The 13,258-nt window shown below is 39.3% G+C and carries 10 protein-coding genes and 1 riboswitch; of the genes, 5 read left to right on the top strand and 5 right to left on the bottom strand.

Going from position 1 to position 13,258, the window contains the following annotated elements; all coding sequences use genetic code 11:
* Positions 1-301: 301 nt before the first annotated feature.
* Both GQR54_RS11425 and GQR54_RS11420 read right to left on the bottom strand, forming a co-directional pair.
* Positions 302-1,552 carry a sodium:proton antiporter gene (locus GQR54_RS11425; protein WP_166377726.1) on the bottom strand — a complete coding sequence of 417 codons (1,251 nt, stop codon included), beginning with the start codon at positions 1,550-1,552 and terminating at the stop codon, positions 302-304.
* A gap of 318 nt (positions 1,553-1,870) precedes the next feature.
* The gene (locus GQR54_RS11420; RefSeq protein ID WP_166377725.1) at positions 1,871-2,278 is read right to left on the bottom strand and encodes a hypothetical protein; all 408 of its coding nucleotides are present in this window, start codon (positions 2,276-2,278) and stop codon (positions 1,871-1,873) included.
* A 236-nt stretch (positions 2,279-2,514) separates the two neighbouring features.
* Between GQR54_RS11420 and GQR54_RS11415 the strand changes: the two genes are divergently transcribed.
* Positions 2,515-4,317, top strand: coding sequence for an anti-phage dCTP deaminase (locus GQR54_RS11415; RefSeq protein ID WP_346766085.1), 1,803 nt, complete (start codon positions 2,515-2,517; stop codon positions 4,315-4,317).
* Positions 4,318-4,554: 237 nt separating this feature from the next.
* The gene (gene sbcB / locus GQR54_RS11410; RefSeq protein WP_166377723.1) at positions 4,555-6,000 is read left to right on the top strand and encodes an exodeoxyribonuclease I; all 1,446 of its coding nucleotides are present in this window, start codon (positions 4,555-4,557) and stop codon (positions 5,998-6,000) included.
* A gap of 457 nt (positions 6,001-6,457) precedes the next feature.
* On the opposite strand, the gene GQR54_RS11405 is transcribed toward sbcB, so the two are convergent.
* The gene (locus GQR54_RS11405) at positions 6,458-7,339 is read right to left on the bottom strand and encodes an NAD(P)-dependent oxidoreductase (protein ID WP_166377722.1); all 882 of its coding nucleotides are present in this window, start codon (positions 7,337-7,339) and stop codon (positions 6,458-6,460) included.
* Positions 7,340-7,460: 121 nt separating this feature from the next.
* On the opposite strand from GQR54_RS11405, the gene GQR54_RS11400 reads away from it, so the two are divergent.
* Both GQR54_RS11400 and GQR54_RS11395 read left to right on the top strand, forming a co-directional pair.
* On the top strand, positions 7,461-8,021 hold the full coding sequence (locus tag GQR54_RS11400) for a glutathione peroxidase (RefSeq protein WP_166377721.1): 561 nt from the start codon (positions 7,461-7,463) through the stop codon (positions 8,019-8,021).
* A 116-nt stretch (positions 8,022-8,137) separates the two neighbouring features.
* Positions 8,138-9,118, top strand: coding sequence for a 2-hydroxyacid dehydrogenase (locus GQR54_RS11395; RefSeq protein ID WP_166377719.1), 981 nt, complete (start codon positions 8,138-8,140; stop codon positions 9,116-9,118).
* A gap of 94 nt (positions 9,119-9,212) precedes the next feature.
* Here the strand turns inward: GQR54_RS11395 and GQR54_RS11390 are convergent, their stop codons facing one another.
* Positions 9,213-10,535 (bottom strand): sodium-dependent transporter, encoded by a 1,323-nt coding sequence (locus GQR54_RS11390; protein WP_166377717.1) that lies wholly within the window; start codon positions 10,533-10,535, stop codon positions 9,213-9,215.
* A gap of 141 nt (positions 10,536-10,676) precedes the next feature.
* On the opposite strand from GQR54_RS11390, the gene GQR54_RS11385 reads away from it, so the two are divergent.
* The gene (locus tag GQR54_RS11385; RefSeq protein ID WP_166377715.1) at positions 10,677-11,435 is read left to right on the top strand and encodes a 4'-phosphopantetheinyl transferase superfamily protein; all 759 of its coding nucleotides are present in this window, start codon (positions 10,677-10,679) and stop codon (positions 11,433-11,435) included.
* A 72-nt stretch (positions 11,436-11,507) separates the two neighbouring features.
* Here GQR54_RS11385 and lysC read toward each other — a convergent pair whose 3' ends face one another.
* Positions 11,508-12,911: a lysine-sensitive aspartokinase 3 gene (gene lysC / locus GQR54_RS11380; RefSeq protein ID WP_166377713.1), complete on the bottom strand. Its 1,404-nt coding sequence runs from the start codon at positions 12,909-12,911 to the stop codon at positions 11,508-11,510.
* Positions 12,912-12,986: 75 nt separating this feature from the next.
* A riboswitch (Lysine riboswitch) is annotated at positions 12,987-13,159 on the bottom strand.
* Between the last annotated feature and the right edge of the window lie 99 nt (positions 13,160-13,258).

The raw sequence follows: 13,258 nt of genomic DNA, 5'->3' as shown, positions 1-13,258 counted from the left end.
AACTCTGTTTTTAGTCATGTTTTTATTGGCGTAACTATTTGATCATTAACAGAGTTCAACTTCAAGTTTTCTTAAGATCCAACCTATGAGTCTAACTTAAGTATTAATTTCAACCTTAACGTTGGCTTCAACTTTAAAGGTAAACTATTTTAAAATCCTTTATTGATAGTTACTTACTATAAACTCAATGCTTTATCACTATAAAAAATAAGCCCGTAAAATATATTTATTTTACGGGCTTATAAATAAAATTATATTCGGCGCAACTTAACCGTCACTATTTAATTCATCATTTTTATATTTAACGAATGCTTTTAGCAACCTTACCAATGCTCAAACCTTGCACTAAAATAGAAAACACCACTACAGCATAAGTCAGTGCTAATAAAATATCGCGCTCGTTCCCATCAGGTAGTTGCAATACCAGCGCTACCGAAATACCACCGCGCAAACCGCCCCAGGTTAATACTTTCCACGCGCCAGAAGGTAGCCCGAGCTGTTTACCAAAAGTAGTCGTGGTTATACCAACCACCATAAGGCGAGCTAATAACGCAATAATAATAGTTAAACCGGCCGCTATAAATAAGTTACCTGAATAGGCAATCATCACAACTTCAAGCCCGATTAAAACAAACAAAATAGCATTTAAAATTTCGTCAATCAGTTCCCAAAACAAATCAACATATTGACGTGTTTTGTCGCTCATAGCCATACTACGGCCATGATTGCCCACCATTAAGCCCATCATTACCATTGCAAGCGGGCCCGACAAATGCCAATGGCTTGCAAGTGCATAACCACCAATAACGCCCGCTAGAGTAAGTAATACTTCCTCTTGGTAGCTATCAATACTTTTGAGTAAGTAATATAAAATACCACCTAATACCAAACCAAAAACAATACCACCACCCGCTTCAACCGCCAGCGTGTGTGCTACATAATAGGTTGTAGGAATATCACCACTTGATAAAACACCCAATAAAAGCACAAAAATAACCACGCCAATACCATCGTTAAACAACGATTCACCCGCAATCACGGTTTCAATACTTTTGGGCGCACCCGCAGATTGTAAAATTCCCATTACCGCAATCGGATCGGTTGGCGAAATTAATGCGCCAAATAACAAGCACCAAATAAACCCCAAATCAAAACCAAGTAACGGCAATACAAAATAAAGCGCACCTGCAATAATAACTGTAGATAACAACGTACCAACACAGGCCAAAATACCTATTGGCAATTTATAGCGCCTTAAGTCGCTAACATTTACATGCAGCGCCCCAGCAAACAGCAGCATAGAGAGCATGCCATCGAGCAAAACTTCAGTAAAATCTAACTGATCGAGCAAGCTCACTTCGTAATCTATAAGCTCATCAAACCCTAAAAAGCCTAAAAATATAGCGCCAATAGATAAAAGCATTGAAATAACCATAACGCCAATAGTTGTTGGCAAGCCAATAAAACGATGATTCACATAACTTAGTAGCGCAGTAATCGATAAAAATATAGCGCTTATTTCAAGCACAGTTAGGCTGGTTGCAGATACCATGGTTTAGTCTCAGTAAATATGTAGTTGCACCTCGCTCAAGCAAGGCAGAAGAATGTTTTTGTATTTAGTATTATATTAAGTTTTGTACTAAATTATTTATTAGTGCTTTTTATAGGGCTAATTTTTTGTATAAATAGCGACAACAAGTGTACCTAAAATACTGATGTACCGCATTATTATTTCTTAAATTCAGTTTATATCAAAACAAAATACACAAAAAAGCCCATGCTAGGAATTAACCTAGCATGGGCTTTTTTACTCTCGCTATTTTATGTCATGCTTTAGTAAGCACTTTATAAAACGCGTTATAACGGTTTTTTATAACGATAGCTCTTCTTTAGCGCGAGTTAAGTTGTGCGATACCATTGTACTTGTAGACATTTGGTTAGCTTCGTATAAATCAGCTAGGCCGGCCGTGTCATTGTTTGCTTTTAAACGTGCAACACCACGGTTGCTTAATGCGAATGACGTAAGTTGGCGTACTTTAAGTTTAGGGCCATCTGCGTCTTTTAAAAGTGCGATTGCTTGTGTACAAATTGCTTCAGCTTGCGCGTAATTTTTTGACTTAACATTCAGTGCACAGCTATTAAATGATTGCTCAAGTGGCTGTGGCGCTGTTGCAGCTTCTATAACCATTAATTTGTAATTACTTGTACCAGCCATTGCAGCAGCTGAACATGTAAGTAGTGAGCTAAGAGCGATAGTTTTGATAAGAGTAAGTTTCATGGTCGTAGTCCTGTTGGTTAAGCCGTGCTTGTTGCCGACAACTGAACTTTAGTGAATTACCACAAAAACGACAAACGATTAAAACGAACCTAATAAGTGAAGAAAATTAACTTATAGACTTTAGTCTAACAATTAGTGAGCCTTATTTAATAGTGGGGTCGTATTAATTGCAGTGTTAAACGTTCATGGTATATTCACCGATACAATTACAAATTAAATACGAAAAGGAATTCAAAGTGATAAATACAAATTTAATTTCAAACCTTTTAGGTGAACGTAGCAACTTCATATTGATAGGATTAACCGGTAGAACTGGTTCTGGCTGCTCAACAACAGCAAATTTATTAAGTGGCGATAAATTAAAATTCCCTTCCAGTAACGAAGTTAATTATAAAACTGAACCTTACTTCTCAGGTATGGATATTAAGCGCTATGAAATTGTAAAAAAATACGCTGAAGAAAATAATGATCTATTTAAAGTAATTAAAATAAGTGAACTCATTAGCGCTCAGATTTTAAATATTACAGAAGATGATTTTAAAACTTTTATTAAATCTGTAATTGATGAAGAATTACATCAAAAAGTAGATCAAGTTTTGGAAAAATGTAAATTTAAAGAAAGCCAAAAAGCATTTAAAAAACTATCTAAAGAATCTGATTACTTTATCAATGGTGAAAGCTCTCTTGACCATAAACTAAAAGATTTAAATATTTCAGGTTGGTTTGACATCATCAACCAGTTCACATCAAATTTAAAAGATGTACTAAAATCTGATTTAGCTAATAGTTATGTAACCATCTATCAAAGCGTTGGTGATTCGATACGCCGGACAAAAAATATTACTCCTAACTACAGAGTAAATAGCTTTGTGCCAGAAGGGTTATTCGAATTACCACGAATGGTAAACCGACTTATAAAATTCTATCGCTATAAAGATAAAGAAGTGAAGAGAAAAACATATATTGCCATAGACACTATTCGTAACCCCTATGAAGCAAAGTATTTTAAAGACAGATACGCAGCATTTTATTTGGTTTCTATTAATGCAACGACAGAAGATCGAAAAAAATACCTGCAAGATAAATATAAGTTTACTTTTGATAAAATAGCCGAAATTGATGAAAGAGAATCAGGTAAATTCCCTACCGAAGTTAAAACAGATGTAAAATGTGGCGAATGTAATCAAGAAATAAATAAGTCATCTAAACATGACAAATTCGATGAACTTATAATCTCTAATGTAAAAAGGTGTATCGAGATATCTGATATACATATATTTAACCCAAGAAATGAACCACAAAACCACAACGTTTTAAAAGCTCAGTTAGCATGGTATTTAAGTTTAATTAAACATCCTGGTTTAGTAACCCCAACTCCATTAGAGCGTGTTATGCAGATTGCATTTACAGCAAAAATGAATTCAGGTTGTATATCTCGACAAGTTGGAGCTGTTGTAACAGATGATGCTTACTCAATAAAATCTGTGGGATGGAATGATGTAGCAAAAGGACAAGTACCATGTAATTTACGTTCACTCGAAGATTTAGAAAATTTTTCTAGTGATACTACTTATAGCGAGTATGAAAGAAACAATGAAGAATTTAGAAAGTTTGCATCAAATGAATTAATTAAAATAAAACATTTAGGAGAGAAAGGAAGAAATTTAGCATATTGCTTTAAATCAATTCAAAACAAAGTAGATAAAGAAAAAAACCAAGTTCATACACGCTCACTTCATGCCGAAGAAAACGCTTTTTTACAGTTAGCTAAGTATGGTGGTGTTGGTATTGAAGGCGGGAAATTATTTACTACAGCTAGTCCATGTGAACTATGTGCTAAAAAAGCCTACCAATTAGGTATCAAAGAAATTATATTTATTGACCCATACCCAGGCCTAGCTATTCAACATATTATATCCATAGGGATAAATCCGCCTAAACTAATTCAATTCAGAGGGGCTGTCGGCAAAGCATACCATCAGTTGTATGAACCTTTAATGCCTTATAAAGACGAGTTGAATTATTTAGCTGATAACTAGACCACTATTTTGAATATTTAATTTTCAACACAACTCTTGTATCTAGTAAGTGTTGTGTTGAAAAAACAGATGGTACAAAGCACTACGATACTATTATAAGTAAACCCAACTAAAACATCATTTATCACCCAAACCTATAAACTCTCCCGCCCATATGCCATAATCTAAATAATTCATTATTTTAGTAACTTGTCGCGTATTTAGGCGTTTTTAAGTTAACTACTCAGGGTTTTCAGCATGGCATATCAAGAGCAAAATCAAGCAACAATCTACTGGTACGACTTTGAGACTTGGGGGGAAACCCCCCAGAAGGATAAGCCGAGCCAATTTGCGGGCCTTCGTACAGACCTTGATTTAAATATAATTGGCGAGCCGCTTATTGAGTATTGTAAGCCGCAAGCGGATTACTTACCTCACCCTGAGGCGTGTTTAATTACGGGCATTACCCCTCAAGTTGCGATGAAAAAAGGCTTAGTTGAGGCTGAGTTTATAGCAAAAATTCATGCCGAATTTAGTGTGCCAAACACCTGTGTTGCCGGTTATAACAGTATTCGGTTTGATGACGAAGTAAGCCGTTACAGTTTTTACCGTAATTTTTACGACCCGTACGAGCGCGAATACAAAAATAACAATAGCCGATGGGATATTATTGATTTAGTACGTGCTTGTTACGCGCTGCGCCCTGAAGGCATTGAATGGCCGTTAAAAGAAGACGGCAGCCCGAGCTTTAAGTTAGAACATTTAACCGTAGCTAATGGTATTGAACACGCCGCAGCGCACGATGCGCTAAGCGATGTAACCGCCACTATTGCACTAGCTAAATTAATAAAAGAAAAACAGCCAAAGCTTTATAACTTCTTTTTTGGTTTGCGTAGTAAAAAAGCGCTTGCTGAGTTGGTTGATGTATTTAACATGACGCCGCTGGTGCATACCACGTCGCGTATACCTGCAACGCAAGGCTGTACAAGCTGGGTTGCACCAATGAGCTTTCATCCGGTAAATAAAAACGCGGTTATTTGTTTTGATTTAACCCAAAGCCCGCAAGTACTTATTGATTTAAACGTAGAAGAGTTACGTAAACGTTTATACACCAAACGTGTAGATTTAGCCGAGGGCGATTTACCTGTTGGCTTAAAGCTGGTGCATTTAAACAAGTGCCCTATTTTAGCCCCTGCTAAAACGTTATTGCCTGAAAACGCCGCTCGTTTAGGGATTGACCGTGAGCAGTGCTTAGCTAACTTAGCTATTTTAAAAGCCAATACCGACTTACGCGATAAAGTAACTGAGGTGTTTAACGAGCAAGGTGATTACAGCGCAACTACTAACGTTGATTACTTACTTTACGATGGGTTTACAAGCCATGCAGACAAAGCTAAATTTGCGATTATTCGTGATGCAAAGCCAGATGATTTAGCTGGATTGAATTTAGATTTTGAAGATAAAAAGTTTAATACGTTGTTGTTTAGATACCGCGCCCGTAACTGGCCTGAAACGCTAAACCAGCAAGAGCTTGACCAATGGCGTCAGTATTGCCAAAACAAGTTAATGCACGGGGAAGATCAACCGTCGATTAACGCGCAAGATTTTATGATCACGCTTGAAAACCTAGCGCATGAACATGACGACAGCGAAAAAAATCTTACAATTTTAAAGGCGCTGTATAATTACGCTCAAAGCATGTAATTTGCTTTAAGCTTGTTTGTAAAACGCATTAAAAACGCGACGCTTTAGCGATAAAGTGTCGCGTTTTTTGTTTGTATTTTTATGGGCTTCGCCCATCACGCCAGCAAGCTTAGCGTCTACAAAACAAGCGTAAATTTATACTCCGGCGGTAGGCGTAGAGCTTGCTCACGCGAAAAGCGAAGCTTTTAATATATTTACCATTTTAAAAACTCCACTTTTATATGCCAGCAAGCTTAGCGCCTACAAAACAGGCGTAAATTTATACTCCGGCGGTAGGCGTAGAGCTTGCTCACGCGAAAAGCGAAGCTTTTAATATCTTTACCATTTTAAAAACTACGTTTTTATACGCAAGAAAGCTTAGCGTCTACAAAACAAGCGTAAATTTATACCCCGGCGGTAGGCGTTGAGCTTGCTCACGCGAAAGCGCAGCTTTTAATTTTTAACATGTGCAACGTTGTTACTTTTTATGCAGCGCTTCAATACGTGCTAGTAAGCTTGAGGTGTCGTATCTGCCGCCGCCGAGTGCTTGTACGTCGGCGTAATATTGATCGACCGTTGCGGTCATTGGTAGTGTTGCACCATTGTTTTTAGCTTCATCGAGTGCAATGCCTAAATCTTTACGCATCCAATCTACGGCAAAACCAAACTCGTATTCACCCGCCCACATTGTTTTGTAGCGGTTTTCCATTTGCCACGAACCGGCTGCACCTTTAGAAATAGTCTCTATTACTTTTTCACCATCAAGCCCTGCTTGCTTGGCAAAGTGTAATCCTTCGGCTAAACCTTGCACCGCGCCAGCAATACAAATTTGATTAACCATTTTACATAATTGGCCCGAACCAACGCCGCCTAACAATTGGCTAAAACGGCTAAACGCCGCCATAACGGGCTGCACTTTAGCAAATACAGCTTCACTACCGCCCGCCATTACGGTTAGCACACCGTTTTCGGCGCCAGCTTGTCCGCCCGACACAGGCGCATCTATAAAGTCGACGTTTTGCAATGCCGCTTTTGCCGCCACTTCGCGGGCTACTTCAGCTGAGGTTGTTGTGTGATCAACCAAAACAGTGTGCGGTAACATGCCCGCTAACACGCCGTCATCGCCATATACAACTGAGCGTAAATCGTCATCGTTACCCACACACATAAATACGATGTCGGCATTGTTGGCAGCTTCGCGCGGGGTTGCTGCAAAGCTTCCTGAATGTTCTGCAGTCCACGCTTGTGCTTTAGCTTGAGTGCGGTTATAAACGCATACGCTGTGCCCTGCTTTTGCTAAATGCCCCGCCATTGGGTAACCCATTACGCCTAAACCTATAAATGCGACTTTCATTGACATAAAAATGACCTATTAAACTGATAACTTAGAAACTAGACCTCGATTATGTCAACCGGTCGATAAAAAAGCGAATGAAAGTCTTTATAAAATTTCCTTAGCGGGAAAGGTAAGTAGGTAACCTATGGACAGTATTTATCAATTTAATGCACCACTTTTTAACAGCGAAAATTTCCCTCTTAGCCAGTTACAGGGCAAAACCATCCTTATTGTTAATACAGCGTGTAAGTGTAATTTTTCGGTGCAATTAAGCGCGCTCGAAAAGCTCTATCAGCAATACAAAAGTCATGGCTTTACTGTGCTTGCGTTTCCGTGTAACCAGTTTGGCCAAAATGAGCCGCTTGATAATTTAGCCATTAAAGACTTTTACCAAGATCAATTTAATACCTCGTTTGAGGTATTTGGTAAGGTAATGGTAAACGGGCCAGAAACACATCCGTTGTTTAATTATTTAAAATCGCATACGCGGGGTATTTCGCAAAATCGTGCAATTAAGTGGAATTTCACTAAGTTTTTAATTAACTCACAAGGGCAACTTGTTGCACGCTATGCACCACGTACTAAGCCCGAAACACTTAAACAAGTAATCGAAAGCAACCTACTGCAAGCCGCAAAGTTAAGCGCAGCTAAAGATGGTAATAAAGTAGCGTCAAAAATACCTTTGTTTACGTCAGTTAAGGCATAAATTAAAGCTTAATTTAAATCAATAAAATGCGTGTTACTTGGGCGCTTACTTATAAAGTAGTTTAATGTATTAAAGGTTAACTACCCTACAAACACTTAAGCATCGAGGCTATTACCATGAATATTGCTTTTTTTAGTACTCAAAAGTACGAACTGCCTTTTTTTGAACAAAGTACACGCGATCAGCGTGATATAAAAATAACGTATTTTGAGCAAGCTCTGGGCGAGCAAACGGCTATTTTAGCTAACGGGTTTGATGCCATATGTGTTTTTGTAAACGATACCGTAAACGCAACAGTTATTGAGCAACTGGCAAGCCAAGGCATAAATACTATTTTGCTGCGCTGTGCAGGGTTTAATAATGTTGATTTACCTGCAGCAAAAGCACATAACTTAAAGGTATTACGCGTACCTGCTTACAGCCCTGAAGCCGTAGCTGAGCATTGTATAGCACTTATGCTAACGCTTAGCCGTAAAACCCATAAAGCGTATAACCGCGTACGCGAAGACAATTTTGATTTAAACGGATTACTCGGTTTTAACTTGCATAATAAAACCGTGGGTATTGTAGGCTGCGGAAAAATTGGCCTGGCGCTGTGCAACATTTTAAATGGCTTTGATGCTAATGTATTAGTGTGCGACCCATACGCACAACCTGGCAATTATACTATTACCGATATAAATACCTTGCTTAGCCAAAGCGATGTAATTTCTTTGCATTGCCCACTTACCGAGCAGACTCATCATTTAATAAATGACGAGGCATTTAGTAAAATGAAAACCGGTGTAATGCTTATTAACACGTCACGCGGTGCACTGCTTGACAGCAAAGCGTGCATTAATGCACTTAAAACTAAAAAATTAGGATATTTAGGGCTCGACGTTTACGAGCAAGAGTCGGAGCTGTTTTTTAAAAACCACAGTGACGAAATAAACCAAGACGATATATTCTCGCGCTTAGTGAGCTTTAAAAATGTATTGGTAACGGGGCATCAGGGCTTTTTTACCCAAGAAGCGCTCACCGAAATAGCAAACACAACCCTACTTAACGCGCTTGAAGTAAAAGAAGGTAAATCCTTAACTAATGAGGTTTTATAAAGACCTTGGCTATACCTAAATAACAGGCACAAAAAAGCGAAGTGCACTTTAAGCTCACTTCGCTTTATTAATCTATTTTAGGGCTTAGATAAAATTAACCAAACGCGACGTTTGCAAATACCAAGGTCATTAATATTGGGCAAACAAAGCGAATGTACTGAGCAAACCAGTAATGTACGCCGGTTGTTGCTTGGTGTAATTTATTACCACGCTGCCACATCCATCCTACGGTAATAAAATAAAATAAACCCATAAGCGGTAATTGGTATTGAGTAAATAGCATAATAACTAAGCCAAATAACCAATCGAAATTTAATATAATCGCGCTTGCACACACAAGTACAACGGCGCTTACTGCCCATGTTGCTTTGGTGCGGCTAACGTTGTGGTTTTCGACTAAAAACGCTACCGGAATTTCGGTGGTCGATATAGTTGACGTAACCGATGCGATAGACATTAATACAAAAAACAATAAACCAACTAATAAGCCAATTTCGCCCATGGTGCTAAATAGCTCAGGTAAAATAGCAAAAATAAGCTGCCCTTCGCCAATCAGTTTACCGCCACTAAATACTTCAACACCGTTGTGCTGCGCCACATAAATAGCAGGAATAATAAGTAACCCTGCTAAAAAGGCGACACTGGTATCAAGTAATGCAACACCTGCGGTGAGCTTTGGTAAATTAGCATCTGGCTGTAAATACGAGCCGTAAATCATCATACAACCCACACCTAGTGATAACGAAAAGAACGCTTGCCCCATTGCAGCAATAATTAAATTAGGGTCGAGTATTTGGCTAAAATCAGGAATTAAATACGCGGCAAAGCCTTCGCTTGCGCCATCAAGTGTTGCAATGTAGGCAATTAAACCAACAAGCAATACGAGCAACAGTGGCATTAAACGGCGCGACCAGGTTTCGATTCCCGATTTAACCCCTTTTAAAATAATGCTGGCAGTTAAAATAAGCATAAGCGGCGTAAATACAAAATTACGCAGCACTGAGTCGCTATGTAAAAACTCGCTTGCGCCTGTAAACCCAAAAAAGGTTGTTATGGGTTCAATAGCGTACGAGAGCATCCAACCAGCCACTATTGAATAAAAACTTAGCATAACAACCGCGCCCGCAAGGCCAATATAACCTGCTGCTGCGCCTACCTTACGGTTAGTGTTTTGCCACGCATCGCCCAATGCTTTTACCGGATTAGCTTGTGCTTTGTGGCCTAAATAAAGTTCGGTATACAGCGCAGGAAGCGCAAGAAAAAATATAACAATAAAGTAAACCAGTAAAAATGCACCGCCACCGTGGTTGGCCGCTTGCGTAGGAAAACCCCAAATATTACCCAAACCCACTGCTGCGCCAGCAGCGGCTAAAACAAAACCAAGTCGGCTTTGAAACCCATCACGCACTTGTGCCATACATCTACAAATCTGTTATTATTTTGATTATTGTGAATTAAACCATATTTCATGCCAGCTGAGTAATAAAATTGTACCCAGCCTTTATTAGTGGCACTAACCGCTCACAATATCAGCGACTTCTTTTGCTTTAGGGCTTTTATGACTGAACACTATTTTAAAAACACCTTGAGTATTACTTCAACTCAATTGGCAAATTTGTCTTTAGCGAGTAACAGTATTTTATTATTTAATGCTAAAACACTTGAGCTTAGTGACTTTAATTTGCCCGATTGCTTAAGCCTATTTGAGTTAACCATTATAAACCGTCGCAAAAGCCCTCAAGCTAAGCAAGAGTATTTAGCGACGCGGTTATTGTTAAAACACCTTATTAAAATAACGCAGCCGCAACATGCGCACGTAGCCCTTAATAAAATGAGTACCGAATTTGACGAGGAAAGCTCAAAGCTGCAAATACATGTAAGTGGTGATGTTATTAATACCTGTATTTCGCACTCGCATGGTTTAGTTGGGGTTGCGCTAAATCTTGATAAAAGTGAGTTTGGTTTTGATATTGAAAAAGTAAGCCTAAAGCGCCCGTTTGAAAAGCTTGCTAAGCATTTTTATCATAATGATGAAATTACACTTATCACTGAGCCTACTAATACCCAAGCCCAAGCAGATACGTTTTTTAGAATTTGGACATTAAAAGAGTCACTTGCTAAAGCCACCAGCCGCCCTATTGCAAAATTACTTAGCCCCAATGTGTTTGACGAATTACATAGTGCAAAGCTGAGTGCTAGCAGTAATCGCGTTACTGTAGCTGATAGTAATAACAGCAATGTTTGTTTTGATGTAAGTGTGGTGCATAAAAAAAGCATCGACTGGCGATGCTTTTTATTAACTGACTTTATTAATTAATTTTGTTAAGTAACTTTACTAGTTAATTTTACTAGGTAACTTTACTAGGTGATTATCCTGAATAACGATTACTTATGCAGCAAAATCGTTTTCTAATAAACGGCTATGAATAGACTGTACTACGTTATCTGACTCAGTTTGCTCTACTAAAAAGCACAGGTTGTGCTTACTAGCACCGTGACAAATTAGTCGAATGTTAAAGTCTTTTAGTACACTCATTAAGTTCATTTCGTGTTGGCGTAATTGAATCTCAGAGCCAATAAGTGCCACCAATGTTAGGTTGTTTTCTACCGACACATGGCAAAACTCTGCAAGCTTATCTAGGCATTCTTGATCGAGCTCTGGGCGCGAGGCGTTTTGCGCGTTATCAAGCGTTATAGCTACGCTGATTTCTGATGTGGTTACCAAATCTACCGATATATTGTATTCACTTAATAGTGTAAATACGCGTGCTAAAAAGCCGCTTGCTAGGAGCATTTCTGGGCTTTTAAGCGTAAGCAATATTTGGTTTTTACGTTGCGTTACTGCGCGTATACCCGGTTGCTGCGATTTTTCGCGCTCAATCCACGTACCGCCACGCTCTGGCTCTCGGCTAGAACCAACAAATACGTTAATGTGGCTACGGCTTGCTGGTAATATAGTTGCTGGGTGCAATACTTTTGCGCCAAAGGTTGCCATTTCAGCGGCTTCGTCAAAACTTAAGCGTGCAATTGGCGTCGCTTTTGCGCACAAACGCGGGTCGGTGCTAAAAATGCCCACTACATCGGTCCAAATATGCACACTTTTAGCGTTAATTGCTTCAGCTAATAATGCAGCGCTGTAATCAGAACCACCACGTCCAAGCGTTGTTGTTTGACCGTACTCGTCGCTGCCAATAAAGCCCTGAGTCACAATTACTTGAGCGTCTAATAACGGAATTAAATGCTCTTTAGCGGCTTGCGCTGTGGCTGCAACATTAGGCGTTGCTTTACCAAATTGGCTGTCGGTTTTAAGTACCTTGCGCACATCAAAGCGATCGGCATTTAAGCCATTTAAACGCAGCACCTGAGCAAACAAATACGACGATAAACGCTCACCAAAGCTCAGTAGCTCATCGTGTTGCTGATCGGTTGTTAGTGACTCTTGAGCCAATGTTTGAAATGCTTTTAGGGTTTCGTTAAAGCCAACCGCTAAATCGGCATCTAGCGATAACTCATCTAAAATAGTTTGTTGAATAGCAAGCACGCCGTTTATGTGTTCTTGGCGCTCACTTGAGGTAATACTTGATTTACACAGTGCAACTAAGTGGTTAGTTACGCCGGCACTGGCGCTCACGGCAACAATACGTACGCTTTTATCTGCAACAATAATTTCGCTACAGCGACTCATCGCTTCAAAGTTTGCAACACTTGTTCCGCCAAACTTGGCAACGATGTAATCTGATTTTGCGCTTAACTCTGTTTGAGGCACTGTTTGTGGCGCTGATTGGGTAGTCATTTAGTCTCCTTTCGCGGTATCCAAACCGCAATAAAACAAGAAGAACTTGGCAAAGGAATGCTTGAAGATAAGTCCACTGCCAGAAGCTCTCCACCTATATTGGTGACAGTTTTGAGGATTCAGCCCCATAAACCGAAAAACAATGACGACGTACCATTATTTTCCTCGGCGAGTACTTCCCTCCTTAATGATCATCGGCTTTCGTCGCCTAACATTAAGTACCTAAGTATCGCACCTCTTCTGAATGCTTTATTAACCAGTGGCTAATAAAACAAAACCCCACTAAGTAGCGGGGCTTTGAAAGTTATCGTTTAGACGTCTAGCTGTCAAGCATTTAATAATTTATG

It is taken from the genome of Pseudoalteromonas sp. Z9A4 (assembly GCF_011378845.1).
Taxonomy (GTDB): Bacteria; Pseudomonadota; Gammaproteobacteria; order Enterobacterales; family Alteromonadaceae; genus Pseudoalteromonas; species Pseudoalteromonas arctica.
The sequence above is the reverse complement of the archived record's forward strand: the minus strand, read 5'-3'. Positions and strand labels throughout refer to the sequence as shown.